Consider the following 26571-nt stretch of genomic DNA (forward strand, 5'->3'; position numbering starts at 1 on the left):
ACTTGAAGAAAGAGAAAAACTTCTTCGAGACTCGCGTGATCGAGTACCAAACGGGCGGCGCACTGAGCTGGGACTGAGCCAATCGGCCCAATGCGGCCTTCATTTTTTTCAAACTGATACTTATGTGTAGCCAGAAAATAAAAACCCCTTGCGTGGGGCTGTGCTCGACGGTTTTTGGGGACCTCGTGTGCCGCGGATGCAAACGCTTTCACCATGAAATTGTGGGTTGGAACGGGTATTCGGAAACGGACAAACAAGCCGTATTGTGGCGGCTTGAGCACTTGCTCGACCGTGTTACGCAAGGGTTGGTGGATGTGTTCGATGAAGCCTTGCTCAAGGACCAACTGGCCCGGCGCAAGATTCAACTGCGACCCGAACACTCCATTTACTACTTGGCGTATCAGGTGATTTGGCGAGGGGCGGACACGATCAAGAACATCGAGCATTACGGCATACGGCTCGCCCCGCAAATCCGGGGTATGCCGCTGGTGGACGTGCGAGCCTTAATCGACAAAGAGTTCTTTGTGCTGTCCGAGATGCACTACCAGCGCATCCAGGCGCACGAGCTTTAACACGTGCCGTTGACACTCGACACTGTGGGCGCCAGTTGACTGGCCCCCACAGGTGAGGGGTGCGTCAGGCGCCGATGACTTTAGCTAGCCCCACCGGCTGCAGGTCAAAACGGTCAGCCAGAAATGGCGTCACGTCCAGTGGCAAGGGTTCATTGCGTACCAATGCATCCAGCATGACGCCGGTAATGGCCGACGTCAGAATGCCCGTGCGGAAGTGACCGCAGGCATTCAAATACCCCTCCACCCCCGCCATCGGCCCCAGAATCGGCAGTTCATCCGGCGACCCCGGACGCAACCCCGCCCACGTGCGCTTGAGGTTGACGTCTTTGAGTTCCGGGATGCAACGCATGGCGCCCTGCACCAAACCGCTGATTTCCGGGAAGGTGGTGGTCACGTCGAAGCCTTTGTCTTCGGTGGTGCTGCCGATCAGGATTTCGCCGTTGTCTTTCTGCGCCAGGTAGCAATCGCTGGTGGTCAAACACCCGTTGAGTAATTTGGGCATACGCTCGGTGAGCACGATCTGGCCCTTGACCGGCGCAACCGGGATGCTCATGCCGGTGGCCATGACGCTCAGCTCGGCCGCCCACGCACCTGCCGCGTTGATCAGGGTTGTGCTGTGGAACACCCCTTCGTTGTCCGTGCGCACGCCCAGCACTTTCGAACCTTGACGCAACACGCCCGTGACGTTGGTGTTGAAGAACAGGTCCACGCCATTTTGGCGGGCACCCTCGGTGTAGGCGTCGGTAAGGCGGAACGGGCTGACCTGGTGGTCGCACAAAAACTCCAGCGCTCCCTGCGCATCGTGGCTGACGCTCGGCTCGGACTCGCGCAGCGCGGCCTGGTCAAGCCAGCGCACCTCATGGGCCAGATGCGCAATATTGGCGACGATGTGCTCGGCGTAGAGGCGGTCTTCGTCGTCGTAAATCACGTATTTGAGACCGGTGCGCTCGAACTTGAAGTCCATGCCGTGTTTTTCTTTGAGTTCCTCATGCAGGCCGGGGTACAGCGCGTTGGACTGCAAGGCAAAGTCGAAGAAGCAGTCGGGCAGGATATGCGGCGTGCTGGAATCCACCACCACTGCCGAACCCTGGGCTTCGCGCTTGCGTTCAGCCGACATCATGCGAAAGAAAATCACCCCGCAGCCCAGCCCCACCGACTCGCCGATGGCCCACAATCCGCCCGCCGAGGCACGGCTGGCATTGCCGGGGCGCTTGCAGTCGATCATGGCGATTTTCAGATCCTTGCGCCGTGACAGGTGATAGGCGATTGAAGCGCCGATCACGCCGCCACCGGCAATGACTACGTCATACGTTTTGATCATGTCAGGCATCCTTGCAGGCATTGGTGAAGGCCGAAAATGGCACGGGTTCCAGCGGGAAGCGCGGGCGCAACCAGCCCACGTCCTTGCGCCCGGTAGCGTCGCGCAGACGGTCGCTGCAATAGCCAACGCACATGCGCCCTTGGCAGTCGCCCATGCTGACCCGTGTGCGCATCTTCAAACCGGCCATGTCCTGTACACCTTGGCTGAGGGCCAGGTCGATGTCGGCGCGGGTCACGTGTTCGCAACGGCAGACCACGGTGTCGGCCTGTGGCAAGTCAATCTGACGCGTGCCACGTTGCGTGTAGCGGTCAATCCCGCCGCGAAAGCGCACGATGGTATTGAGTTGGGAGAGGTAGGCACGACGCTGTTCGAGGGCCTGCTTTTCACTGAGCACCCCGCGTTGCAACAAAATCGACAGGGCCGCGATGCGCCCGGTCAGCATCGCGGCTTCGCCGCCGCGCAACCCGGTGACATCCCCCGCCAGGTGAATGGCGGGCTGGCTGCTCTGCTGCCAGCTGTTGGCCGTGGCCGCCAGATAACCGTCCACGTTGTAAGCGTGTTCCAGCCCCATTTGCTGGGTGAGCTGGGTACGCGGGATAAAGCCATAGCCTACGGCCAAGGTGCGTGCCATCACCGTCTGGGCCTTGCTCACGTCTGCTTGCCAGTGGCTGTCATAGGGCGCCACCTTGACCGCTTGCACCTCACCATCGCCAATGGCCTCAACCACCCCCCAGCCATAACGCAAGGTAATGCCATGGCGCTTGAGGTAAACCAGCATGCTCAGGCCATCAAGGAACAGTTGCGGCTGATTGAGCAGCGCGAGGCTTTCTTTGGCGATACGGCCGAACTCACAGGCTTCATACACCCCGGCCACTTCCACGCCCGCCGCATGCAATTGACAGGCAACCAACATTAACAGCGGCCCCGTACCGGCAATCAGCACCGGGCCTTTGGGCTTGACCACACCGCTTTTGATTTGCAATTGCAGACCGCCGAGCATAATCACGCCGGGGGTGGTCCAGCCCGGAAAGGGCACGCTGCGCTCATGGCAGCCTGCGGACAGCAGCAGCTGCGCGAAGGCAATTTCCTGCACCTGTTCCTCGGCATTCAGCAATTGCAGGCGCTGTTCACCCTGACCGCCGATCACCCGGTGGTTGAGGCGCACATCGACATGCTGGGCAATCGCGGCGAATTCGCCGTGCAGCTTATGCAGTGCGTCTTTGTAACGTTCGCCCAAATAATCGAGCTCCACGCCTTCGCGCAGCGGCCCGCGATAGACGACACCACCCAAGCGTGAGGCTTCTTCCAGCACCGTGCTCTGTACACCGTGCTGCGCCAGTTCAATGGCCGCCGACATACCGGCCGGGCCGCCGCCGACAATCACAGGATTAAGGCTCATCGTGCAGGCTCCTGTTCAGCGACCCGGTTTTGCCCGGTTTCGACTTTCATGCCGGGGCGCACCACGGTCTGACAGGCCCGGCGCTTATGCCGCCCGTCGATGTTGACCAGACAGCAATAGCACACGCCCATGCCGCAATATGCGCCGCTGGCCTGCCCGTGGTCGTTGGCCGACACCTGGCGTACACCTACCGCGTTCAAGACACTGAGTACGGTTTCGCCTTCAGCAGCGCTCACCGCCTGACCATTGAGCAGGATGGTCATATCCGCCTGCATTAAAGGTTGAATGTCGTACTGCCGGTTCAAATCATCCATTTTCTTATGTAGTCCTTTTTTGAACTGCTTAGCGCGGGCCTCCGGCTTTTAGGCAGCCAGAGGTCTTGGTCACTGGGAACCAAGGCCAGAACGTTAGTCGATTGGTGAAAATAAGCATTGATATAAGCCAATAGATCAGCCCCCTTTTTCGAATTCTCGACGCAATGCACTTACACTGAATGCCCTTTGCATGTTGGCGCCCCCCCATGGACCTCGATCTGGCTCGCACTTTCCTTGAGATTGTTCGCTACGGCAGCCTTGCCGGCGCTGCCGAGAACTTGCACGTAACCCAGACTGCCGTCACGGCGCGGGTGCAAAAACTCGAAAGCCTGCTGGGGGTGACGCTGTTCATCCGCAACCGCGCCGGGGCGAAATTAACCCCTGAAGGCGAAGCGTTTGTGGTGTATGCCAACCAGTTGTTGCAAACCTGGGAAGCAGCGCGGCGTGACCTGCCGCGCCCTGAAGGGCTCGACCGGGTGCTGCACATCGCAGGCGAGGTCAGCTTGTGTAACCCGCTGATCCTCAGCTGGACCAAAGCCCTGCGTCAGCACCTCACGTCCCATGCCGTGCGCGTGCAGATCCGGGATGGCGAGCAATTGTTGCGGCAGGTTGAAATGGGCTTGCTGGACGCCGCACTGGTGTACCGGCCCGCGTACTGGCCAGGGGTGCAGGTGGAGCAACTGCTGGAAGAAAAGCTGATCCAGATACGCCGCCCCGCGATGCCCGATCCCTATGTGTACGTGGATTGGGGCGACGATTTTCGCCTTCAGCATGATGCCGCCTTGCCGGAAAAGGCGCGGGCCGCCATCAGTTTCAACCTCGGGCCAGTAGCGCTGCATTACATCCTTGAGAACGGCGGCAGCGGCTACTTCCGCACGCGCGTGGTGCAAAGCTACCTCAACAGCGGCGCACTGGAACGGGTACCCAAAGCACCTGAATTCAGTTACCCGACCTACCTGGTGTATTCACGCGAGCGCGATTGCCCGGCCTTGCAACAGGCACTGGAATTGCTGCGCGACATCGTCAAGCTGGACAGTGACTGGTCGCAGCGCTGGGGGCCGGAAGTTTGATCTGCCCTGCGCCTTGATGAAACCTCAGGCACCTGAAACCTTTCAGCTTTGCAGCGGCCGCGCTATCCCTTAGGCTGCTGCAACGCTGAATAACAATGACAACACAGGTGACCCATGTCCGACCTTACCCGCACCGACGCTGGCTGGATGGCGTGCAGTGCCCACCACCGCTGGCTGGAAGACGAAGGACGGCGGCTGGTGGACTTCGCCCGCGCCGCCCGCGTGGCTGATGGATTTGCCCGCCTCGACCCATTTGGCCAGCGCCCCGACAGCGCCCGTGCCGATACCATGACCACGGCACGCATGGTTCACAGCTTCGCCCTCGCCCACCTGCAAGGCCTGCCCGGCTGTGCTCAGTTGATTGATCACGGGCTGGCGGCGCTGGCAGGCCCGTTGCGCGATGCCCGTCATGGGGGCTGGTTTGCCGTCCCGCACGCGCAGACCGGTAATAACCGCAAACAAGCCTATCTGCATGCCTTTGTAGCACTGGCCTTCAGCTCGGCAGCGGTGGCCGGCCGACGCGGCTCTGCCCAGTTACTGGGGGATGCAGTGGCGCTCTTGGAAGGCACATTCTGGAACGACGCCGAAGGGGCGTTACTGGAGTCCTTCGCGGACGACTGGAGCGAGTGCGAGGCGTATCGCGGCGCCAACAGCAACATGCACGGCGTCGAAACCTTTCTGGCGCTGGCCGATGTACTGGACGAAAACCTGTGGCTGGACCGCGCTTTGCGTATCGCCGAGCGGGTCATCCATGTCCAGGCAGCTCAGGCCGGGTACTTGCCGGTCGAACACTTTGATGCGCAATGGCAACCGCTGCCCGACTACAACCGCGACAACCCGGCCGACCCCTTCCGCCCTTTCGGCAAAACCCCTGGCCATGCCTTTGAGTGGGCGCGTCTGTTGTTGCATCTGGAAGCGGCGCGCACTCGACGCGGCATGCCAACGCCAGACTGGCTACTGAGCGATGCCCGGCAACTGTTTCACAGCGCGTGCCTACATGGCTGGAATGCCGATGGGCAGCCCGGCGTGGTGTACACACTGGATTGGGATAACCGACCGCTGGTGCGCGAACGTCTGCACTGGACAGTGGCCGAAGCCTCGGCCGCGGCCGCGGCGTTATGGCAGCGCACGGGGGAAGCGGAATATGAACAGTGGGGTCAGTGCTTCTGGGCGTTTATCGACCAGTACCTGATCGATCGTCAGCACGGCAGCTGGCATCACGAACTGGACCCGAACAACCAGCCTTCAGCGCGCATCTGGTCGGGCAAACCGGACTTGTACCACGCGTATCAGGCCACCCTGCTGCCGCGCCTTCCGTTAGCGGTCAGTCTGGCCTCAGCCCTGGCACAACAGCCCGGACGCCAGCACGCCCAAACCGACTAAGACGGCCAACAGGGCGTGTTGCAGGGCTTTGTGCCGGGTGAAGAAGGAACGCCCGTTCAACATGCGTTGCACCTGCTTGAGCAAGTCGGGGTCGGTCGCGCGCGCTCGCGGGTTGAAACTCAGCGCATTGGCGACACGCTGCCATGCCGCCAGATGCGCGGGGTCTTCAGCCAGCCAGGCCTTGAACACCTGACGCTCTGACGGGCAGGCATGACCGGACTCAAGCAGCAACATCCACTCAACAGCTGCACGGGTTATGGGGTCAACGCTGCTTTTGCTCATAGGGACTGCGCCACTCGAACAACTCATAAGATAACCGAACTTAAATAGTAATAAGTCGCATTATCGGGATATCAATATGAATTGCAAGGTGGCGCAGGCTGCAGGGGCATGACAGACACGTCTGTTTTTGCCGCCTGCACAATCACCGGCCGCCAGCCATGTCCACAAAGGTGCCCGTGGCGTAAGACGCTTTGTCGGACAGTAGCCAGACAATCGCCTCCGCGACCTCCTCCGGGCGCCCGCCCCGGCCCATGGGGATCATGGGCTCCAGCTTGCTGACACGGCCCGGATCGCCGCTCAAGGCGTGGAAGTCAGTAAAGATGTACCCCGGTCGCACAGCGTTGACCCGGATACCCTCGCCCGCAAGCTCTTTGGACAGGCCGATGGTGAAAGCGTCCAGCGCACCTTTGGAAGCCGCGTAGTCGACGTATTCGCCCGGTGACCCCAGCCGCGCCGCCACCGAAGACACATTGACGATATTGCCGCCTTGGCCGCCATACCGGGGCGACATGCGCAGCACTGCATGCTTGGCGCACAGGATGGGGCCTAACACGTTGGTTTTAAGGGTATGCAGCACGCGGAACTCGGACATCTCTTCCAGCCGCGACTTGTGTCCGACCGTACCCGCATTGTTGACCAGCGCCGTCACCGGCCCCAGCTCCTGGTCAACCCGCAGGAACAGGCTGATGACTTCATCTTCATTGCTGACATCGGCCCGCACACTGATTGCCTGCGCGCCCAGTGCGCGCACCTGCTCCAGCACCTCATGCGCCGCCGCGTCGTCCGCCAGATAATTGATACAAATCTTGTAGCCCTGCCGGGCAGCCAACAATGCCGTTGCTGCACCAATGCCACGGCTGCCACCGGTGATCACGATGACTTTGTCCATAAATACGCGTTCCCCATTCACGGTGTAAACCTGCGGCCAGAATAACCGGGCGGCACGCCTTTGTCAGTGCGCGGCGTCAGGGACCCCGGCTGTTTGCTGAACGCGGTGGATATCGGCCATGAACTGTTGCGCAGGCTTTGGGTGCCCCAACAGATAGCCCTGCAAAGCATCGCAGCCCAGCGTGGTGAGGAAACTTTGCTGGGTGTCGGTCTCGACACCCTCAGCCACAATCCGCAGGCCCAATGCCTGACCCAGCGCGACAATGGCCGACACAATGGCCGCGTCATCACTGTCGTGCTCCAGATCACGGACAAAACCGCGGTCAATCTTGAGTTCGTTGGCGGGCAAGCGTTTGAGGTACATCAAGCTTGAATACCCGGTGCCGAAATCGTCGATGGACAAGTCGACGCCCATCAGGGACAGCTGTTGCAACACGGTCATGCTGGCATCCGCGTCGCTCATGGCCGTGGTCTCGGTAATTTCCAGGGTCAGGCTGTTAGCTGGCAATTGATGGCGGGCCAACGCACACGCCACGCTGTCGACCAGCCCCTTGTGACAAAACTGCAACGCCGACAGGTTCACCGCAACCCGCCAATGGCTGTAACCCTGATCGAACCACACTCGCATTTGGCGACAGGCCTCATTGAGTACCCACTCACCGATGGGGATGATCAAACCGGTTTTTTCCGCTACGCCGATAAACGCATCAGGCATCAACAGCCCTTGCTGCGGATGCTCCCAGCGCAACAACGCCTCGGCTCCCACTGGCTGGCCGTTGCTGGCATCAATCTTGGGCTGATAGTGCAAACTGAACTGCTGTTGCGCCAGCGCTTGACGCAAATCCTGCAGCAATTGCAATTGCTTGCGCGCATTGGTGTTCATCGACACATCAAAAAAACTGTAACCGTTCTTGCCAGCGCCTTTGGCGTGGTACATCGCTGCGTCAGCGTTCATCAATAGTTCTTCAGCGCTGACGCCATTGCCGGGGTACAGCGCAATGCCAATGCTGGCGGAGATTTGCAGTTGATGCTCGTCCACCTGAAATGAACGCGACAGCAGACTGACTTGCCGCGCAGCCACCTGCGGTGCATCGTTGGCTTCGGCCAGGCGCACCAGCATCACAAACTCATCGCCGCCGATGCGCGCCAGCGTGTCCTGCCCCCGCAACTGTTGACGCAACCGCTGGGCCACTTCGCGCAGCAAACGATCGCCCAAGTGATGACCAAAGGCATCGTTGACCGGTTTGAAACCATCCAGGTCAATGAACATCAATGAAAAACAACCGCCCTGTTCCGCCACTTTGCGCTGGGCCTGCCCGATGCGGTCGGCCAGCAGGATGCGATTGGGCAACCCGGTCAGGTTGTCATGCAAGGCAAGCTGGGTCAGTTCTTCATTGGCCAGGGTCAGCGATTGCGCCAGTGCCGCGGTGCGGGCATCGAGTCGGGCATCAAAAATCGAGGTCAGCAGTGCGATGGTCATGACTGCAAGGCTCGCCACCAGTACCAGATTGTCGAGCCCCTTGGCGCTCAGGCCATTCAGGGCTGCGCCGCAAAAACTGCCTTCAGGAAAACTGGCCGCCGCCATGCCGGTAAAATGCATGCCGACAATTGCCAGGCCCATGACGACTGCTGCCCCAGCCCGAGCCAGGCGCACATAGGGTGTTTGTTGACGCAAACGGAACGCAATCATCAACGCTGCCGCTGACGCCGCCACCGCGATCACCAGCGATAAACCGAACAACGCAGGGTCGTAGTCGATCCCCGGCTGCATGCGCAACGCCGCCATGCCGCTGTAGTGCATGGCGCTGATGCCCGCGCCCATGATCAGGGCACCATAGAGCAGTTGCAGCGCTGGCAGCCGCGGCTGACTGACCAGCCACAAAGCAAAACCCGATGAAAGAATCGCCACCAGCAACGACCACACGGTCAGCCCGAGGTCGTAGCCCAGTTCAATCGGCAAGGACAGCGCGAGCATGCCGATGAAGTGCATCGACCACACGCCAAACCCCATCGCCAATGCACCGCCACCTATCCATAGGTAAGCTGCACGGCCGTTCGCCGTGCCGATGCGACCGCTCAGGTCAAGGGCAGTGTAGGAAGCAAGAATGGCCACACACAAAGAAATTAGAACCAACGCGGGGGAGTAACTTGCCAAAACCATGGACCTTCTGCAGAGCGCAAGCCGAACGGCATCCATGCACAGTGAAAAGTGCGCGATTGTACTGATTCCATGGGCAAACGCACGCACAGACATAGGCTAATTGCCAGCATCTGACGAACTGGCCGTTGCCCGTTCCGGATCAATCGCCGCAAGCCGGTGGATGAAGCCGAAAATCCCGCCTGGCATGCTCGATATAACGCGCCACCACCGCCGACTTTTCAAAGCGCCGGTGGATCAACGACAGCCACGAGGTGACGTCACAGCCCTCGATCTGCCGATAAACCACCCCTGGCAAGCTGATCTGCCCGACTACCGAGGCAGGCACCACCGCGACTCCCTGCCCCAGCGACACCAGCGCGATCACCGCCACCAGCCCGCCGGGTTGCGGGCCAAGCCTGGGCGCGAAACCACCTTGACTGGCTACCTGCAACGTCCCGCTGATTTGCTCGGGCAACACAAACGTTTCGTTTTGCAGGTGTTCGGGGCTGATGACCTTTAAACGTGCCAGCCATGCGTGCGCCGCCAGCGCCAAGACAAAGCCTTCTGCATTCAGACGAACCGCCTCCACCCCGTCGGGCAACGCCATGGGCGAGCGCACATAGCCAATATCGAAGCGGCCTTCAGCCACCATCGTTGGCAAACTCGCCATGGCGGCCTCACGTACCGACAGGCTGACTTCGCCTGATTCGCGGCAAAAGCCCTGCACTTGGCGCTGTAAAACCCCGGAATAGACTGCGGACGCCACATACCCCAACTCGATATGCCCGGTCTCGCCGCGACCTGCCCGCTGTGCGTGGCGCCGGGCCCGTTCGAACTGACTCACCGTGGCCTGGGCCTCAGGCAATAACGCCTCGCCGGCCTGGGTCAGGCTTACCTGACGTTGCTCGCGCACAAACAGACGCACCCCCAACTCGGCTTCCAGATCCTGCACTTGCCGACTCAGGGTAGGCGGCGCAATGCCTAGCACCTCGGCCGCGCGGGTGAAATTGCGTTGCTGCGCAACCGCCAGAAAGTAGCGGAAATGACGTATGTCCATGGGTGCATTAGCTCATAGGTAATGAAGTCCCGGTCGATGCCTAACCGACCCGTGCTGGCACCGCGTTAACCTGTGCCGACCGTCACACTAGAGAGCCGCTTCCATGTCCGTCAAATTACGACCTACCGTGCCGCTCAGTCACTTCACGCAGCCGCTCGTCCGCCGCATTGCCTCACAGGCAATCCTGAGGGTGTGCAGGGCGTTCCGGCCATGAAACCTGTCAGCCCGCGCCTGACCCTGCTGAGCGCCTCCGGCGTCTGCGCCCTGATCGTGCTCGACACCAACATTGTGGCCGTCACCTTGCCGAGCATCGCCCAAGACCTGGGGGCCAATTTTGTCGACATCGAATGGGTCGTCAGCGCCTACATGCTGGCGTTCGCCGCACTGTTATTACCGGCAGGAAGCATTGCCGATCGCTTTGGCCGGAAAAAGACCCTGCTCTGGGGCCTGAGCATTTTTATCCTCGCCTCCATCGGCTGCGGGGCCGCACCCACCACCTTGCTGCTGGACATCGCCCGCGCCATCAAAGGTGTCGGTGCCGCGCTGCTGCTGACCTCCGCGCTGGCCTCGATCGGCCACGCGTTTCATGACGAGGTGGAACGTGCCAAGGCCTGGGCGTTTTGGGGCGCGTGCATGGGGGTGGCCATGACGGCCGCCCCCACGCTCGGCGGCCTGATTACCGAATACCTGGGCTGGCGCTGGATTTTCTACCTCAACCTGCCCGTGGGCCTGCTCCTCATGGCGCTGGTCAACCATGCCATCGCTGAATCCCGTGACCCGCAATCCGCGCGGCTCGACCCGTGGGGCAGCCTGGTGTTCAGCGCCAGCCTGTTGTGCCTGATCTGGGGCTTGATCGAGGCCAATCGCATTGGCTGGAACAGCCCGTTGACCTATGCACGGATCGTTGGCGGGTTGCTGCTGCTCGGGCTGTTTGTGTGGGTCGAGTCGATGCAAAAGCGCCCGATGATCGACCTGCAACTGTTCCGCCACCCACGCTTTATCGGCGCCCTGCTCGGCATGTTCGCCTACGCGGGTTGTGCACAGGTGATGATGACCCTGCTGCCGTTTTACTTGCAGAACGGCCTGGGGTTTAGCGCCATCTATTCAGGGCTGGGCATGTTGCCCTTCGCTGTGACCATGTTGATTGGCCCGCGCATTGGCGCCCGCCTGGCCATGCGCTACAGCCCGGCCACCCTGATGGCAACCGGGCTGACACTGGTGGGCTGCGGCAACCTGCTCAGCGCCTGGGCGGTGGAGCACGGCGGCTACCTGAGTTTTGCCCTGACCACCGCCGTGACGGGCGCAGGCGCCGGTTTGCTGAATGGCGACACGCAAAAAAACATCATGGCCTGCGTGCCACGCGACCGTGTAGGCATGGCCTCGGGCATGAGCACCACCATGCGTTTCAGTGCCATCGTGCTGGCCATTGGCGTGCTCGGCGCCTTGCTCGGCAGTCATGCTGAACAGCGCCTGCATGCCAGTCTCGTATCCGTTGCCCCGCAATGGATTGATCAAACCCATGCCATCGCGTCACGGGTGGTGGCGGGTGATCTGCGCGGCGCAGTGAGCGCATTGCCCCTGTCGGCCCAACCCCTGATTCAGACGCTGGCCACTGAGGCCTTTGTGAGCGGGTTCAGTGTGGTGTTGTGGGTCGCCGGGTGGCTGGGGCTACTTGGCGCATTGGTGGTGGGTACGTTAATGCGCAAGCCGATCCCGCAACTGACGCTCGTTACCCGGCCCCTTTAAAGCCCGTGCAGGGTTTGAGCATGCGAAAAGCCGTTGCACCTGACGCCCGGCTGAACATGAAGAAATATTAAGAAACGTTTCAGCTATTTGCGGGCAAAATGTGCTCACCGCTGTGAAGGCTAATCAGGTGACGGTATGACCCGCATTTTGACCATTGAAGACGATGCCGTGACGGCGAAAGAAATCGTGGCTGAATTGAGCAGCCACGGCCTCGATGTCGATTGGGTGGACAACGGCCGGGAAGGTCTGGTGCGCGCCGTCAGTGGCGACTATGACTTGATTACCCTGGACCGCATGCTCCCCGAGCTGGACGGACTGGCGATTGTCACGACCCTGCGCACCATCGGCGTCAGCACCCCGATTTTGATGATCAGCGCCCTCTCCGATGTGGACGAGCGCGTGCGCGGGTTGCGTGCCGGGGGCGACGACTACCTGACCAAGCCGTTCGCCAGCGACGAAATGGCGGCCCGGGTCGAAGTCCTGCTACGGCGCAAAAGCCCCGCCGACAAATATGAAACGTCGCTGCGGGTGGCTGACCTCGAACTCAACCTCATCACCCGCGAAGCCAGTCGCGCCGAACAACAGCTGAGCCTGCTGCCCACCGAGTACAAATTGCTTGAGTTCCTGATGCGCAATACCGGGCAAATCCTCTCGCGCATGATGATTTTCGAAGAGGTCTGGGGCTATCACTTCGACCCGGGCACCAACCTGATCGACGTGCACATCGGGCGTTTGCGCAAAAAGATTGACCCGCCGGGCCAGGTGCCCCTGATTCGCACCGTCCGAGGCTCGGGTTATGTCATTGCCGAACCCCTCTAAGGGCTGGCGTTCTTCCAGCAGCCGTTTGCTGGCGCTGTACAGCTTTCTGTTCGTGGCCTGGAGCTGCATCTTGATGGGCGTGCTGTATTACGAGGTGTCGGATTACCTCGGCAATCTGGCCAAGCATTCATTGATGCAGCGCCAACACCTCTTTTCACGCTTTCAGGGCGAACAGTTGGACGAGGCGCTGGCCACCAGCCTGACGTTTGATTTGCGAACAGTGGATGCGTATGGACTGTTCGATGCGCAACAGCGCCACCTCAGCGGGCCGATCCAGGTAATACCCGCCGACCTGCCCCTGGACGGCCAGATCCATGAACTGAGCACTTGCGTCGACGCCGACGACCCCAACCTGCCGCAAGACAGCTGCGACGCCGTGGCCACACAAACCCACGATGGCCGCTGGCTGGTGCTGGTGCGCGACAACGGTTCACTGTTCGCGGTCACACGGATCATTTTGCATGCGCTGTTTTGGGGACTGTCGCTGACCATCATCCCCGGCATTGCAGGGTGGCATTTGCTGCGACGTCGCCCCTTGCAACGCATCCGGGCGATTCAGGCCAGTGCCGAAGCGATCGTCGCAGGGGATTTGACCTATCGGTTGCCGCTGTCCAACCGGCGTGACGAACTGGACATGTTGGCGGCCATCGTCAACGCCATGCTCGACCGCATCGAACGGCTGATGCACGAAGTCAAAGGCGTGTGCGACAACATCGCCCACGATTTGCGCACCCCGTTGACCCGTTTGCGTGCGCAACTGTATCGCATCCAGCAGCAAGCCCCGGAAGGATCGCCCGAGGCCGTGCAAATGGATCAAGTGATCGCTGAAACCGATACCTTGATGGCGCGCTTTCGCGGGTTACTGCGCATTTCCGAACTGGAAGACCATCAACGCCGCTCGGGCTTTGTACAACTCGACCCGCAGCCGCTGCTGCAGGAGCTGTATGACTTCTACCTGCCGCTGGCTGAAGAAGGCCAGGTCACCTTGTTACTGGAGGCACCGCCACCATTACCGGGCCTGAACGGGGATCGCGCGCTGCTGTTTGAAGCGCTGGCCAATTTGTTAAGCAACTCGATCAAGTTCACCCCGTCCGGTGGTGAGGTGACACTGCGCGCCGTCAACGATCAAGGCAGCGTGCGCATCGACGTGCTCGACACGGGCCCCGGCATTGCGGAAGCTGAGCGTGAAGCGGTGTTCCAGCGTTTTTACCGCAGCGACGACCAGCACGGCGGCTTTGGCCTTGGCCTGTCTATCGTCGCGGCCATCGTCAACCTGCATGGTTTCAGCCTCGAGGTGGACAACCGCCCCGGTGGCGGCGCCAGACTCAGCCTGCATTGCCGGCAAAGCCTGATCAGCGCTCAACCACGACCTTGGGTCGTGTAGTCGCGGCCCAAAGACGAGGGGGCGCCCTCCCCTCATCGCAACCCATCTTTACACTTCTGTCGACACACTTTGGCACAGATTTTTCTTGTCTATCCGTGTTCGCAATTTTTCAGCCGGAAATTCAGCCCCGGCGTGCGCAACCCGCACCATTTGCAAACACGGACGGTAACGCCGTCCACATTCAGTGCAATGACGGGCCAAAAGTCACGTCAATACGCGGTTGTTATAAAGGAATATGAACCATGTCGGATGTGTGCACCGTTTCACGCTTGACCCTCTGTCCCGCCTCCCCGCGCCCCTTCAGTGCGCGATTCTGCCCTTGTAGCGCGGGCATCGACACGTAGCCCTTAACGCCCTCGACGTACCCGGGGGCTGTAAAGACGCACACAGCACGTAGCTGAATCTCAGCCCGTACGTGGCAGCGCTTCTGTGCGCCGCCAATACCACTCCTTTTGCTCAAGAAAAGGCAGCTTGTCATGTCTGATGTTGACGCTATAACCGTTCCGCCAAAACGGCCATGGGCCTTTGTCTGGCATTACATTCGCCTTTATCCCGGCTGGTATTGGGGCATCGCCTTGTTGCAAATCGGCGCCGCCATGACCGCGACCCTGATGCCCTATGCCATTGGCCGCATCACCGGCGCCGTCAGCGATGGCACGTGGGACAGCGTTGACCTGCGGCACGCCAGCCTGCCTGCGTTGGGGCTGCTTTTTGGCCTTGCCATGGCTCAAACGCTGTTCGCCCGTGGCGCAACCTTGTGCATGATCATGGTTCGCCCGCAGCAGAAGATCCGCATCATCCGCGAACTGTTTGCCTATCTGCAGCAGCATTCACCGCGCTATTTCAGCGAGCACTTCGCAGGCAGCCTCGCCCACCGCATCAGCGAGGGCAGTATAGGTTTGCTGGAAATCACCTGGTCACTGGTGGTGGAAATGTTGCCGATTCTGGTGGTGTTGATCACCAGCCTGGTGTTGCTGACCCTGGCCTCGCCCTGGCTGGGGCTGGGTTTGTTGCTGTGGGTGGGCACTTATGGGTGGCTCGCATTTGTCCTGTCACGCAAGGCCCAGGTCCTGGCGGGAGCCCACGCGCAGGCACGCAGCATTACCACCGGCAAGATTGTCGATGCGGTGGGCAATTTGAACAGCATCCGGCTATTCGCCCGCCAAGGGTTTGAACTCGATTACCTGACCCGCTACCAGACCGCAGAAAAACAGGCCGCCCAGCGTTCGTTCTTCTACCAGGAAAAGATCCGCCTGTTACAGGACAGCCTGTCGGTGGTACTGCGCGTGGGGCTGGTGGCACTGGCTTTGTACCTGTGGCAGGCGGGCATGATCGATGTCGGGCAACTGGTGATGGTCGCCACGCTGGGGTTGATGATCGTGGCGCAGTGCAGCTTTTTGAGCATGCAGTTCATGCATTTTTTCGAATTCATTGGCAACATCGAAAACAGCCTCGACACCCTGTTGCAACCCCACGAAATGCCCGACCGCGAGAACGCCTCTCCTGCACAGATCGAGAAAGGCTCGATCCACTTTCGCGATGTAAGCTTTGGCTATACCCCGGACAAACCCCTCTTCAAACACTTCAACCTCGACATTCGCGCCGGTCAACGCGTGGGCATCGTCGGGTTTTCGGGCTCTGGCAAATCGACCTTGTTAAACCTGCTGCTGCGCGCCTACGACCCGCAAAGTGGCACGATTGAAGTCGATGGCCTGGATATTCAAGGCATGACTCAACCCTCGCTGCACAATCACATCGCGCTTATCCCGCAGGAACCGGGGCTGTTTCATCGTTCCCTGCGCGAGAACATCGGTTATGGCGACGTGAACGCCAGCGATGCGCAGATCATCCTCGCGGCCAAGCGCGCACACGCCCATGAATTCATTATGCAAATGCCCGACGGTTATGACGCGCTCATCGGCGAGCGCGGGGTCAAACTGTCAGGTGGTCAGCGCCAGCGTATTGCCATCGCCCGTGCACTGTTGAAAAACGCGCCCATCATGGTGCTTGATGAAGCGACTGCGAGCCTCGACTCCGAAACGGAAAGCCTGATTCAGGGCAGCCTTGACGACATCATGGCGGACAAAACCGTGCTGGTCGTCGCGCACCGACTGTCGACCATCGCGCACCTGGACCGGATTGTGGTGCTGGAAAATGGCCAAATTGTAGAAGACGGCAATCACAGCCAATTACTTGAACTCCGCGGGGTGTACTACCGGCTTTGGCAACGCCAGTCTGACGGTGTATTAAATGAAAGCGCTGATGAAAAATATGACGCCTGGGTTAGTTAATCACCCTCAACCCCGCCATGAATAAACTTTAAAAAATAAAAACCGGCATAAATACACCCGACTTTTTACGTCTGCATCATCCGCAACGGCCTCGCCTTTGGCACGCGCCAATGTTCAATGGCTGTTCTTTCAACAACGTCGGGGCGACTTGAATGCGCCTGCAAGATTAATAGGCAGCCCTAACCGGCTCACTTATGTTTCAGGCTTATTTAGCCCACACCCTGTAGATATTAAGGCACTCGATAAAGCAGCGTATTCAACGCCACCTCCAGGCCTCTTTTTAATAGAAGGCGGTATCAATGGCACCGCAATCGCACACGTTCCGGAAAACCCCGTACACGGTGGTGTGCGCCCGTCAGTCTGGCTAAACGACGCGCGTTTAGACGCTTATACACTGACGCTATACCCATAACAGCTTTGTAAGTGCACTGTTTTCATACAGTAACTGGTCATATTGGTGCACCCATCAACACCGCATTAAGGGGCAATTAAGATTGTCCAACAATGGCAATTACACTCACTAGAGTTTGGCACATTCATGCTTATTAAAACGGTACTGCTCGGCCCCGCAATGGCGTTAATTGATAAGCTCTTTATTGAATCAGTTCGCACTTTTCACTGATTAATATATCTGACACCTTGCATTCACCTTGATTGGCACAGCCATTGCTTGTAACAAATAGAAATAGGTTTAAACGCCTGACAAGATCGGACCATTCAACCCTGTAGCACACAACAAGGAGTGTATATGAAACCGTTTTTTATCAGCCCTTGAGGCCCTTCGATCAATGAGCAGTCATTGATCGGTTAATGATTGATTCAACCGTTAACGGACAGTTCTCGTCCCTGCATGCAAGGGCGAACGGAGCCTTATTGCCCTTCATTTAGTCGAGGGACTCTTAATGAGTGACGAGGTAAAGAACAAAGCGCGGCCCGCCCCTCTACTCGACGCTGAGCGTGTGCAGCAGTGGACACATATTCCCCATGTGCCCAACACCTCAACGCCGGGGGGCGTGAGTGTGCCGAGGGTGCTGTTGCTGATAGGCGTTGCGGCGGTGCTGCATGCCGCAGCCTGGTGGGCATTTCAGCAGGCCAAGGCAGCGCCGGTGGTCACCCCGCCCGAGATCCCGGAAATGACCGTCGAACTCACCAGCCCGGCGCCGCCAGCACCACCGGTCGAAGAGCCGCCACCCCCACCGCCGCCACCCGAGCCTGAAGTGCCTCAAGAGGACGAAGACGCCGTCAAGCCGCCTCCCAAACCGCTGGAGAAACCCAAGCCGGTCGAAAAACCGAAACCGGTGGTCAAGCCAAAGCCGGTGCTCAAACCGCAGCCCGTCAAACCGGCTCCGCCAGCACCACCAGCCCCTGCCGCACCTGCGGCGCCTGCTGCCGCGCCGGGGCCGGTCAAGGAAACCGCTGCGGTGTCGGGCCTGGCCAGCTTGGGCAACCCGCCGCCGGAGTACCCGTCGCTGGCCCTGCGTCGCAGTTGGGAAGGCACCGTGGTGCTGCGCATCAAGGTCCTGCCCAACGGCCGCGCCGGGGCTGTGGAAGTCACCCGCTCCAGCGGCAAGCAGGCACTGGATGAGGCTGCTGTCACGGCGGTACGCAATTGGAAGTTTGTCCCGGCCAAACGCGGGGACACGCCCATCGAAGGTTTTGCAACCCAGACCATCGCGTTCAAATTGCCGGCATAACCCGCTCAGGGGCCGACGTTAACTTTTATTTAGCCGTGTGTGAGGTGTAGCCATGAACGAGTCTCTGTCTTCCATGATTGTCCCGGGCGTGTTGTGGGCGCTGGTGCTGTTTTCGGTGGTGAGTTGGGCACTGTTGCTCATCAAGTCATCGCAGTACCTGCGCCAGAAAAAGCAAAACAAACTGTTCAGTAAAGCGTTTTGGGCCGCCCCGGACCTGCTCACCGCCGCCGAGCACGCCAGCCAGTACCCCGGCGCACTGGCGCGCATCGCCAACAGCGGTTTTGAAGCCATGATTGTCGATGACAGTCCGCGTACCACCCAGCAACTGGCTCACACCATCAACCGCTCTGATCGCCTGGAGCGCAACTTGCGCCAACAGATCCAGAAAGAACGCCGCGCCCTGGAAAGTGGCCAGGCCATTCTGGCCAGTATCGGCAGCACCGCGCCCTTCATCGGCCTGTTCGGCACGGTGTGGGGGATCATGGAAGCCCTGCAAACCATCGGTGCTACGGGTTCGGCCAGCCTTGAAACAGTGGCCGGCCCCATCGGACACGCCTTGATCGCCACCGGCGTGGGCATCGCCGTCGCGGTCCCGGCCGTGCTGATTTACAACTTCTTTCTGCGTCGCCTGAAGCTGGCTGCCGCCAACATGGATGACTTCGCCCACGACTTCGACGCCCTTGCCCAGCGCAGCGCCTTCGCCATCGACCGCCAAGCCATTGTCAACAAGCGCACGCCGGTGCGGGAGGCCAGCTGATGTCTTTCTCAACTCAGGACAGCGACGAAGTACTCAGTGAAATGAACGTCACTCCGCTGGTGGACGTGATGCTGGTACTGCTGGTGGTGTTCATCGTCACCACGCCGATGATGACTAACGCCATCAAAATCAACCTGCCCAAGACCGACGCCGTGGCCACGCAGCAGAAGAAAGACCCGGTGGTTGTCAGCGTCGATCAGGACGGCACCTTTTATCTGGCAAAGAACGAGGTGGCCCCCGAGTTGCTCGAGAAAAGCCTGCAAGACGTGAAAAACCAGGACCCGGAAGTGCGCGTTCAGTTGCAGGCCGATGCGGGCGTCAACTACGGGCAGGTGGCCAAGGCCATGGCCTCCATCGAACGTGCGGGCATCACCAGGATTTCGGTGATGACGGCCAAATAACACTGCCTGTCGCCGCAGCCCCAGGGCGCGGCGACAGCGCACACCGTGCAATCGCTGTCACTACGCAGTACCCACGCCGCGCGCGAACGCTGTTAGTCCGTGCAGGGGAGCGGCTTGCTTGAAAACCGTGTTTTGCAAGGGTCGACACAACCCAACTGGAGTCATGAGGGCTCACAAGGCCATTCCAATAAACGTCTGAAAAAGTCGGAAATAATTATGCAGATGAAGAGTTCAGGTTTTACCCTCAAGCCGCTCGTTGCCAGCCTGCAACGCCATCGTTTTGTGCCGCTGTATCTGGTTGCTCTGGGGATGAGCACAGGACAGTTACACGCAGCCGAAGCCGTTGCAGCAGACGATTCAGGCGCGGCCGTAAGTGCGGCGGCCGTCAGCGCGGATGCCGTGGCTGCACCGGCCACCACGCAACTGCAACGGGTGGAAGTGACCGGGACGGCGATTCGCCGGGTCGATGCTGAAACCGCAGTGCCAGTGACCATTTTGCGCGCCGAGCAACTGCGCAACGAAGGCGTGACCACCACGGCTGAAATCATGCAGCGCGTGACCGGCAACCAGTCAATCCGCAACTCGGCCAGCTCCGTGGGCTCGGCCACTGGCGGCGCCACGTTCGCTGACATGCGCGGCATCGGTGCCAATAAAACCCTGGTGCTGCTCAACGGCCGGCGCTTGGGCAACAACGCCATCGACGGCTCGGCAGTCGACCTGAACACCATCCCGTTCGCCGCCATTGATCGCGTCGAGGTACTGCGCGACGGTGCTTCGGCCCTGTACGGTACAGACGCCATCGGAGGCGTGATCAACTTCATCACTAAAAAGTCCCTGACCGATGGCACCCTGTCGCTGGGTGGCGAAGGTGCCGATGCCAGCGGTGGCGGCAATAGCCATGACATCAGCGGCAGCTGGGGCTACGGCGATCTGGAAAAAGACCGTTTTAATGTGATGGGCGTGGTGGGTTACAACAAACAAAGCGCGTTACAAAGCAAAGACCGCACGTTCACCACCAACTACGCCCCCGACCGCGGGCTGGACCAGACCTCCGGCACCTCGTACCCGGCCAACTGGAGCCAGGGCAACCTCAACACCAACCCGTTGTCGGGCAGCAATTGCAGCGGCGCCAATCTGGTATTGCGTCAGGGCGTATGCCGCTACGACACCCGGGACTACATCGACCTGTTGCCCGAAACCGAAAAGACCTCGTTCTTCGGTAAGGCCACCGGCAAGATCACCGATGACGACAACGTCAACCTTGAATACTTCTGGGCCCGCAACAACAACGCCACGTCGGTTGCCCCGGCCCCGTTGACCGGCCTGACCATGGACCCGACCTCACCGTACTACCCCGGCAACGGCATCACCCCGGGCAGTAACGATGCTGCCTTCGACCCGACCCAGCCGATTGGCCTGAACTGGCGAGAAACCGCTGCCGGTGGCCGTCAGTCCAAAGACCAGAACACCAGCCAGCGCCTGGTGTTGAGCTTCGACGGCATGGTCAAGGGCTGGGATTACAACCTCGGGGCCTCGTACAACCAGAACCAGGTGATCTCCAGCGTCACGGGCGGCTATGCCAGCGACGCGGCAATGATCAGCGGGATTGCTGACGGCATCCTCAACCCCTTTGGCCCGCAGACATCGGCCGGTCAGGCGTACATCGACGCCAATCAATACCACGGCCAGTATTCGTCCTCCGTGGGGCGTGTCAGCGGCCTTGACGGGCGCATGAGCCGCGAAATTGGCGACTGGTTCGGCGCAGGGCCTTCCGGCCTGGCCATTGGCGGCGAATACCGTCAGGAGAAATTCCACCAGAACTACGAAGCGTTTGCCGCAGACATCAGTAGCCTGGGCGTCGACCCCGACGGCAGCGTCGAAGGCGACCGCAATGTGAAAGCGGTGTACACCGAACTGAACGTACCGGTGCTCGACAGCCTGGAACTCTCGGCGGCCGTGCGTCACGACAAATACAGCGACTTCGGCAGCACCACTAACCCCAAGTACTCGTTCCGCTACCAGCCGGTGAAGGAATTGGTAGTGCGCGGTGCCTACAGCGAAGGGTTCCGCGCACCCTCGCTGTACGAGTTGTACAACCCGCAATACACCACGTACACCCAGGGGTATTACAACGACCCGGTGCTGTGTGCGGGCGGCGTGGTGCAGCCGGGTGGCAACAGCGGCCGCGACTGCGGTCAGCAGTTCCATAATCGCACCGGCGGCAATACCAAACTGGCCCCGGAAAAAGCCCGCAACGTCACATTGGGCTTTGTCTATCAACCGGTGCGCGAACTGTCGCTGGGTCTGGACTTCTGGTGGATTCACATCGCCAACCAGATCGCCGAGTTCCCGGAATCCACTGTGTTCGATGACCCGGACCTGTACGCCGATCGCTACATCCGCAACCCGGACGGCTCACTCAACTACGTGCAGACTGGCCTCGCCAACCTGGGAGCCGTCAAGACCAGCGGCATTGACGTGAGCATGGACTACCGCTTCCCGAACACACCGTATGGGCAGTTCGGTCTGGGTCTGCAAGGCACCTACGTGACCCGCTACGATTTCCAGAGCACGCTCGGTGGCACCTACACCGATAACGTCGGGGACTTCGAAGGCACAGGCGTCGTTGCACGCTGGAAACACGTGCTGAACGGCACCTGGAACCTGGGCCCCTACCGTGCATCGTTGGTTAACCGCTTCACCAGCGGCTACAACGACTACGACCCCAGCACCCATGCCAAAGTCGCTTCGTACACCTTGTGGGACGTGTCGGCCGGTTACACCTTCAACAAAACCGTGGACCTGGATGCGGGCATCAAAAACATGTTCGACCGCAATCCACCGTTCTCCAATCAGGCCTATAACTTTCAGAGCGGTTTCGATCCGCGTTATACCGATCCTATGGGCCGTACGTTCTTCGCTCGCGCCACTTACCACTTTTGAGTGATCACCGGCGCAGGCCGACTCCAGCCTGCGTCGGTCTGACTGCGAAATCGCGCCCCCTCGGCCTGTTCACGCGCAAGGCCGGGGGGATTTTTCACGGTCCTCACCGGTTCTACACGCGGCACAAGGAAACCCCACACATGTCGTCAATTTTCCTGCCCCTGATCCGTTCGTTTCTGGTGCCCGTACTGTCGTGCCTGTGCTTCGGTGCCAGCGCCGCGCCTGGCCAGTCCATGACGGTCTATGGCGAAGCCCCCAAGTACCCGGCCGGTTTCCAGCACTTTGACTTTGTGAACCCGCATGCACCCAAAGGCGGGTCGCTGAGCCGCGCCTCCATGGAAATCGGTCAGTTCAACTACCTCACACCCTATGTCGACCAGGGCACAGGCGTGGCCCAGATCGATCAGTGGGTGTATGCACCCTTGGCCTTTCGTTCGCTGGACGAGCCTTACACCGTTTACGGATTGGTGGCCCAGACCATGGAACGCGACCCGCAGGGCCTGTGGGTGCGTTTCAACCTCAACCCCACAGCCCGTTTCGCTGACGGCACCCCGATCACCGCGCAGGACGTGGCCTTCACGTACAACACACTCATGACCCGGGGCAGCCTGAGTTTTCGCATGCTCTACGGCGAGGTTAAAGACCTGGTGATAGAAGGTCCGCTGCGCGTACGTTTCGACTTCAAGAACAACCAGAACCGCACGTTGGCGCTGGATCTGGCCAACCTGCACATCCTTCCCGAGCATTGGTGGAAGACCCGCGACTTCAGCAACGGTGGCGGCTTTGAACCCCCATTGGGCAGCGGCCCGTATGCGGTCTCGCACGTCGATCCCGGTCGCAGTATCAGCTTTGAACGCGTTAAAGACTGGTGGGGCAAAGACTTGCCGGTCAGCAAGGGGCTGTACAACTTCGACCGCCTGACGGTGAATTTTTACGGCGACACCGACGTCGCCCGCGAACTGCTCAAGGCCGGGGCTTTCGATTACAACCGCGAGTTCTCGGCCACCGGCTTCAGCATCGGTTACGACAGCCCGTCGCTCAAAGACGGCCGGCTGCAAAAAGGCGTGTTTGCCAAAAACAAACCGGGGGCAGCGCAAGGGTTTGCGTTCAACCTGCAAAACCCGTTTTTTCAAGACCGCCGGGTGCGTCAGGCCTTGAGTTTGCTGTGGGATTTCGAATGGACCAACAAGCAGATGATGCGCAGCTTTTATGTGCGCCAGCAAAGCTACTTTCCTAAAAGCGAAATGGCCGCCACCGCCCTGCCCGACGCCCGTGAGCTGCAAATCCTGGAACCGTTGCGCGGGCAAATCCCGGATGAAGTCTTTACCCAGGTGTACCAGGCGCCGAAAACCGATGGCAGCGGTTACATCCGCGACAAACAGCTGCAAGCCCTTGATCTGCTCAAGCAAGCCGGCTGGACCGCCAAGAACAATACGCTGGTGAATGCCGCAGGCGAGCCGCTGCGTTTTACCTTCCTTGATGGTCAGGGCGGTTTTGATCGCATGATCCTGCCCTACAAACGCACGCTGGCGCAGATCGGCATCACCATGGACATCCGCAAGATTGATTCGGCGCAGTACATCAACCGGCTCAATGCCCGCGACTACGACATGATCGTGGTGGGTTTCCCGCGCAGCGGCGTGCCGATCGTCTCGCCCGGCCGCGAGATGTATGACATGTACGGCTCGCGCAGCGCCACGCAGGTGGGCGCCTCCAACGCGATGGTGCTGCGCGATCCCGCCATCGACACCCTGCTCGACGGGCTGGTCCAGGCCAACAGCCGTGACGAGATGGTGCACTACGCCCGCGCCCTCGATCGCGTCCTGCAATGGGGCTACTACATGATTCCCAACTACTACTCGGTCGGCACCCCGACCGTGTTTCAGAACCGCTTTGGACGCCCGCCCCATGAGCCCACGTACGACGAGGGCCTGGACACCTGGTGGGAAATCAGTAAAAGCGCGCTAACCAACGCCGCCATGCGTACCGCCCAAACGCCGTCGGAGGGTCAATGAGATGGTGCATTACATCAGTCGTCGTTTACTGCTGATCATCCCCACCTTGTTGTGCATTTTGGTGGTCAACTTTCTCATCGTGCAGGCAGCTCCAGGTGGCCCGGTGGAACAGGCCATCGCCCGCCTGCAAGGGTTTAGCGGTGCCTCGGTGGGCGGTGGCGCGCGGGACATGGCCGCCAGCAATGGCGGTGCCAGCCGCAGCAGCCGTGGCCTCGACCCGGCACTGGTTGAAGAAATCACCAAACATTACGGGTTCGACAAACCCCTGCATGAGCGTTTGTGGCTGATGCTCAAGAACTACGCGCAACTGGATTTCGGCAGCAGCTTTTTCCGCGGTGCCAAGGTCACGGATTTGATCCTGCAAAAACTGCCGGTTTCAATATCACTGGGGTTATGGGCAACGCTGATCACGTACCTGATCTCGATTCCACTGGGGATCCGCAAGGCCATTCACAACGGCAGCGCCTTCGATGTCTGGACCAGCACCGCGATCATCATCGGCTACGCCATGCCTGCCTTCCTGTTCGCGATTTTGCTGGTAGTGGTGTTTGCCGGCGGCAGTTATGTCAGTTGGTTTCCGGTGCAGGGCATGGTCTCGGAGGGGTTTGAGCACCTGAGCGTTTTCGGCAAGCTCGGCGACTACCTCTGGCACATGGTGTTGCCGGTCTCGGCGTTAGTGATTGGCGGGTTCGCGACCCTGACGATATTGACCAAAAACAGCTTCCTCAACGAAATCAGCCGCCAATACGTCGTCACAGCCCGGGCCAAGGGGCTGACTGAACGTCGGGTGTTGTACGGCCACGTGATGCGTAACGCAATGTTGCTGGTGGTGGCAGGCATTCCTCAGGCGTTGATTGAAGTGTTTTTCGCAGGGTCGTTGCTGATTGAAACCATTTTCAACCTCGACGGCATAGGCCGCATGAGCTACGAGGCGGCGGTATCGCGGGATTACCCGGTGGTGTTTGGCACGCTGTTTCTGTTCACCCTGTTCGGGTTGCTGATCAAGTTGATCGGGGACCTCTGCTACACCCTGCTCGACCCCCGTATCGACTTTTCGGCGAGGACTGCCTGATGCTCAACCTCTCTCCTCTCGGCAAGCGCCGCCTCGCTCATTTCAGGGCCAATCGCCGTGGCTGGTGGTCGTTGTGGCTGTTCGTAGCGCTATTGGTGCTGTGCTTGTGCGGGGAACTGGTGGCCAACGACAAGCCGCTGGCGATTCACTACAAAGACCACTGGTACTTCCCAATTGTCTCGAGCTACGTCGAAACCGATTTCGGCGGCGAGTTACCGTTCGAGCCCGACTACCGCAGCGATTACGTACGCAACTTGATCACCGGTCAGGGCGGCTGGCTGCTGTTTGCGCCGATTGCGTTCAGCTACGACACCGTCAATTACGACCTCAAGGAACCTGCGCCGAGCCCGCCCAGCAGCAGCAACTGGCTCGGCACCGACGATCAGGCACGCGATGTGCTGGCACGGGTGATTTTCGGGGCGCGGATTTCCATTTTGTTTGCCTTGATCTTGACCGCTATCAGCGCCGTGATCGGGATTACCGCAGGCGCCCTGCAAGGCTTTTATGGCGGTTTGGTGGACTTGCTTGGCCAGCGCGTGCAGGAAGTCTGGGCAGGCCTGCCGGTGTTGTACTTGCTGATTATTTTGTCGGGGTTTGTGGCCCCCAGCTTTTGGTGGCTGCTGGGCATCATGGCGCTGTTCACCTGGCTGGCGCTGGTGGACGTGGTACGTGCCGAGTTCCTGCGCGGGCGTAACCTTGAATACGTCAAGGCCGCGCGCGCGCTGGGCCTGACCAACGGCGCCCTGATGCGGCGTCACATTCTGCCCAATGCCATGACCTCCACCCTGACCTACCTGCCTTTCATCCTCACCGGCGCCATCGCCACCCTCACCGCGCTGGACTTTCTAGGCTTCGGCATGCCGCCCGGCACCGCGTCGCTGGGCGAGATGATCGGTCAGGCCAAACGCAACCTGCAAGCGCCCTGGCTGGCGCTCACAGCGTTCTTCACCCTGGCGCTGATTCTGTCGCTTTTGGTCTTCATCGGCGAAGCCTGCCGCGATGCTTTTGATCCCCGGAGTTGAT

22 protein-coding genes are annotated in these 26571 nt (G+C 60.1%); 15 read left to right on the forward strand and 7 right to left on the reverse strand.

Translation table 11 applies throughout. From position 1 onward, the window contains the following. Window positions 1-77, forward strand: a 77-nt coding sequence (locus tag CJF39_RS23385; protein ID WP_223820631.1) for a hypothetical protein, incomplete at its 5' end; no start/stop codon positions are given. A 45-nt stretch (window positions 78-122) separates the two neighbouring features. Further along, on the forward strand, window positions 123-572 hold the full coding sequence (locus tag CJF39_RS17510; protein WP_094994570.1) for a DUF1289 domain-containing protein: 450 nt from the start codon (window positions 123-125) through the stop codon (window positions 570-572). Between the two features lie 64 nt (window positions 573-636). Here CJF39_RS17510 and hcnC read toward each other — a convergent pair whose 3' ends face one another. Genes hcnC through hcnA form a run of 3 tightly spaced genes read right to left on the reverse strand, consistent with a single transcriptional unit; the run spans window position 637 to window position 3606 of the window. Then, complete coding sequence (hcnC, locus tag CJF39_RS17515; protein WP_094994571.1) at window positions 637-1893, reverse strand: cyanide-forming glycine dehydrogenase subunit HcnC; 1257 nt, start codon at window positions 1891-1893, stop codon at window positions 637-639. A gap of 1 nt (window position 1894) precedes the next feature. After that, window positions 1895-3292 carry a cyanide-forming glycine dehydrogenase subunit HcnB gene (gene hcnB, locus CJF39_RS17520; RefSeq protein WP_094994572.1) on the reverse strand — a complete coding sequence of 466 codons (1398 nt, stop codon included), beginning with the start codon at window positions 3290-3292 and terminating at the stop codon, window positions 1895-1897. Beyond that, window positions 3289-3606 carry a cyanide-forming glycine dehydrogenase subunit HcnA gene (gene hcnA, locus CJF39_RS17525; RefSeq protein ID WP_094994573.1) on the reverse strand — a complete coding sequence of 106 codons (318 nt, stop codon included), beginning with the start codon at window positions 3604-3606 and terminating at the stop codon, window positions 3289-3291. The genes hcnB and hcnA overlap by 4 nt, the downstream gene beginning before the upstream one ends. A gap of 206 nt (window positions 3607-3812) precedes the next feature. Between hcnA and CJF39_RS17530 the strand changes: the two genes are divergently transcribed. Together CJF39_RS17530 and CJF39_RS17535 are read left to right on the forward strand one after the other, a co-directional pair. Further along, a complete protein-coding gene (locus CJF39_RS17530; RefSeq protein ID WP_094994574.1) occupies window positions 3813-4676 on the forward strand; it encodes a LysR family transcriptional regulator in 864 nt (287 codons plus the stop codon). Between the two features lie 114 nt (window positions 4677-4790). Continuing rightward, a complete protein-coding gene (locus tag CJF39_RS17535; RefSeq protein ID WP_094994575.1) occupies window positions 4791-6059 on the forward strand; it encodes an AGE family epimerase/isomerase in 1269 nt (422 codons plus the stop codon). On the opposite strand, the gene CJF39_RS17540 is transcribed toward CJF39_RS17535, so the two are convergent. The 4 genes from CJF39_RS17540 to CJF39_RS17555 form a co-directional block, all read right to left on the reverse strand. Continuing rightward, a complete protein-coding gene (locus CJF39_RS17540; RefSeq protein ID WP_094994576.1) occupies window positions 6012-6341 on the reverse strand; it encodes a DUF4880 domain-containing protein in 330 nt (109 codons plus the stop codon). The genes CJF39_RS17535 and CJF39_RS17540 overlap by 48 nt on opposite strands. A 142-nt stretch (window positions 6342-6483) precedes the next feature. Then, window positions 6484-7230 (reverse strand): SDR family oxidoreductase, encoded by a 747-nt coding sequence (locus tag CJF39_RS17545; protein WP_094994577.1) that lies wholly within the window; start codon window positions 7228-7230, stop codon window positions 6484-6486. Window positions 7231-7293: 63 nt separating this feature from the next. Continuing rightward, window positions 7294-9390 (reverse strand): putative bifunctional diguanylate cyclase/phosphodiesterase, encoded by a 2097-nt coding sequence (locus CJF39_RS17550; RefSeq protein ID WP_094994578.1) that lies wholly within the window; start codon window positions 9388-9390, stop codon window positions 7294-7296. Between the two features lie 139 nt (window positions 9391-9529). Beyond that, window positions 9530-10426, reverse strand: coding sequence for a LysR family transcriptional regulator (locus tag CJF39_RS17555; protein WP_094994579.1), 897 nt, complete (start codon window positions 10424-10426; stop codon window positions 9530-9532). Window positions 10427-10636: 210 nt separating this feature from the next. On the opposite strand from CJF39_RS17555, the gene CJF39_RS17560 reads away from it, so the two are divergent. The 11 genes from CJF39_RS17560 to CJF39_RS17615 all read left to right on the forward strand — a co-directional run bounded on the left by CJF39_RS17560 (window position 10637) and on the right by CJF39_RS17615 (window position 26570). Then, window positions 10637-12172, forward strand: coding sequence for an MFS transporter (locus CJF39_RS17560; RefSeq protein WP_094994580.1), 1536 nt, complete (start codon window positions 10637-10639; stop codon window positions 12170-12172). Between the two features lie 135 nt (window positions 12173-12307). Further along, window positions 12308-12991 carry a response regulator transcription factor gene (locus CJF39_RS17565; RefSeq protein ID WP_094994581.1) on the forward strand — a complete coding sequence of 228 codons (684 nt, stop codon included), beginning with the start codon at window positions 12308-12310 and terminating at the stop codon, window positions 12989-12991. Further along, on the forward strand, window positions 12969-14375 hold the full coding sequence (locus CJF39_RS17570; RefSeq protein ID WP_094994582.1) for a sensor histidine kinase: 1407 nt from the start codon (window positions 12969-12971) through the stop codon (window positions 14373-14375). The genes CJF39_RS17565 and CJF39_RS17570 overlap by 23 nt, the downstream gene beginning before the upstream one ends. Window positions 14376-14851: 476 nt before the next feature. After that, the gene (locus tag CJF39_RS17580) at window positions 14852-16666 is read left to right on the forward strand and encodes an ABC transporter ATP-binding protein (RefSeq protein WP_094994584.1); all 1815 of its coding nucleotides are present in this window, start codon (window positions 14852-14854) and stop codon (window positions 16664-16666) included. A gap of 902 nt (window positions 16667-17568) precedes the next feature. After that, window positions 17569-18360 carry an energy transducer TonB gene (locus CJF39_RS17585; RefSeq protein ID WP_094994585.1) on the forward strand — a complete coding sequence of 264 codons (792 nt, stop codon included), beginning with the start codon at window positions 17569-17571 and terminating at the stop codon, window positions 18358-18360. Window positions 18361-18412: 52 nt separating this feature from the next. Next, window positions 18413-19117 carry a MotA/TolQ/ExbB proton channel family protein gene (locus CJF39_RS17590; protein WP_094994586.1) on the forward strand — a complete coding sequence of 235 codons (705 nt, stop codon included), beginning with the start codon at window positions 18413-18415 and terminating at the stop codon, window positions 19115-19117. Beyond that, window positions 19117-19518, forward strand: a complete 402-nt coding sequence (locus tag CJF39_RS17595) for an ExbD/TolR family protein (RefSeq protein WP_094994587.1) — start codon at window positions 19117-19119, stop codon at window positions 19516-19518. Before CJF39_RS17590 ends, CJF39_RS17595 begins: the two co-directional genes overlap by 1 nt. Before the next feature lie 216 nt (window positions 19519-19734). Beyond that, window positions 19735-22461: a TonB-dependent receptor gene (locus CJF39_RS17600; protein WP_094994588.1), complete on the forward strand. Its 2727-nt coding sequence runs from the start codon at window positions 19735-19737 to the stop codon at window positions 22459-22461. Between the two features lie 140 nt (window positions 22462-22601). Beyond that, complete coding sequence (locus CJF39_RS17605; RefSeq protein WP_094994589.1) at window positions 22602-24476, forward strand: extracellular solute-binding protein; 1875 nt, start codon at window positions 22602-22604, stop codon at window positions 24474-24476. Window position 24477: 1 nt separating this feature from the next. Then, a complete protein-coding gene (locus CJF39_RS17610; protein ID WP_094994590.1) occupies window positions 24478-25548 on the forward strand; it encodes a microcin C ABC transporter permease YejB in 1071 nt (356 codons plus the stop codon). After that, window positions 25548-26570 (forward strand): ABC transporter permease, encoded by a 1023-nt coding sequence (locus CJF39_RS17615; protein WP_094994591.1) that lies wholly within the window; start codon window positions 25548-25550, stop codon window positions 26568-26570. Before CJF39_RS17610 ends, CJF39_RS17615 begins: the two co-directional genes overlap by 1 nt. Window position 26571 lies beyond the last annotated feature (1 nt).

It is taken from the genome of Pseudomonas lundensis (assembly GCF_002269125.1).
Lineage (GTDB): Bacteria > Pseudomonadota > Gammaproteobacteria > Pseudomonadales > Pseudomonadaceae > Aquipseudomonas > Aquipseudomonas lundensis_A.

Bases quoted from the DNA above. Each gene is read 5' to 3' on its own strand.
- CJF39_RS17510 (WP_094994570.1), top strand. From the start codon at position 123: ATGTGTAGCCAGAAAATAAAAACCCCTTGCGTGGGGCTGTGCTCGACG.
- hcnC (WP_094994571.1), bottom strand. From the start codon at position 1,893: ATGATCAAAACGTATGACGTAGTCATTGCCGGTGGCGGCGTGATCGGC.
- hcnB (WP_094994572.1), bottom strand. From the start codon at position 3,292: ATGAGCCTTAATCCTGTGATTGTCGGCGGCGGCCCGGCCGGTATGTCG.
- hcnA (WP_094994573.1), bottom strand. From the start codon at position 3,606: ATGGATGATTTGAACCGGCAGTACGACATTCAACCTTTAATGCAGGCG.
- CJF39_RS17530 (WP_094994574.1), top strand. From the start codon at position 3,813: ATGGACCTCGATCTGGCTCGCACTTTCCTTGAGATTGTTCGCTACGGC.
- CJF39_RS17535 (WP_094994575.1), top strand. From the start codon at position 4,791: ATGTCCGACCTTACCCGCACCGACGCTGGCTGGATGGCGTGCAGTGCC.
- CJF39_RS17540 (WP_094994576.1), bottom strand. From the start codon at position 6,341: ATGAGCAAAAGCAGCGTTGACCCCATAACCCGTGCAGCTGTTGAGTGG.
- CJF39_RS17545 (WP_094994577.1), bottom strand. From the start codon at position 7,230: ATGGACAAAGTCATCGTGATCACCGGTGGCAGCCGTGGCATTGGTGCA.
- CJF39_RS17550 (WP_094994578.1), bottom strand. From the start codon at position 9,390: ATGGTTTTGGCAAGTTACTCCCCCGCGTTGGTTCTAATTTCTTTGTGT.
- CJF39_RS17555 (WP_094994579.1), bottom strand. From the start codon at position 10,426: ATGGACATACGTCATTTCCGCTACTTTCTGGCGGTTGCGCAGCAACGC.
- CJF39_RS17560 (WP_094994580.1), top strand. From the start codon at position 10,637: ATGAAACCTGTCAGCCCGCGCCTGACCCTGCTGAGCGCCTCCGGCGTC.
- CJF39_RS17565 (WP_094994581.1), top strand. From the start codon at position 12,308: ATGACCCGCATTTTGACCATTGAAGACGATGCCGTGACGGCGAAAGAA.
- CJF39_RS17570 (WP_094994582.1), top strand. From the start codon at position 12,969: ATGTCATTGCCGAACCCCTCTAAGGGCTGGCGTTCTTCCAGCAGCCGT.
- CJF39_RS17580 (WP_094994584.1), top strand. From the start codon at position 14,852: ATGTCTGATGTTGACGCTATAACCGTTCCGCCAAAACGGCCATGGGCC.
- CJF39_RS17585 (WP_094994585.1), top strand. From the start codon at position 17,569: ATGAGTGACGAGGTAAAGAACAAAGCGCGGCCCGCCCCTCTACTCGAC.
- CJF39_RS17590 (WP_094994586.1), top strand. From the start codon at position 18,413: ATGAACGAGTCTCTGTCTTCCATGATTGTCCCGGGCGTGTTGTGGGCG.
- CJF39_RS17595 (WP_094994587.1), top strand. From the start codon at position 19,117: ATGTCTTTCTCAACTCAGGACAGCGACGAAGTACTCAGTGAAATGAAC.
- CJF39_RS17600 (WP_094994588.1), top strand. From the start codon at position 19,735: ATGCAGATGAAGAGTTCAGGTTTTACCCTCAAGCCGCTCGTTGCCAGC.
- CJF39_RS17605 (WP_094994589.1), top strand. From the start codon at position 22,602: ATGTCGTCAATTTTCCTGCCCCTGATCCGTTCGTTTCTGGTGCCCGTA.
- CJF39_RS17610 (WP_094994590.1), top strand. From the start codon at position 24,478: ATGGTGCATTACATCAGTCGTCGTTTACTGCTGATCATCCCCACCTTG.
- CJF39_RS17615 (WP_094994591.1), top strand. From the start codon at position 25,548: ATGCTCAACCTCTCTCCTCTCGGCAAGCGCCGCCTCGCTCATTTCAGG.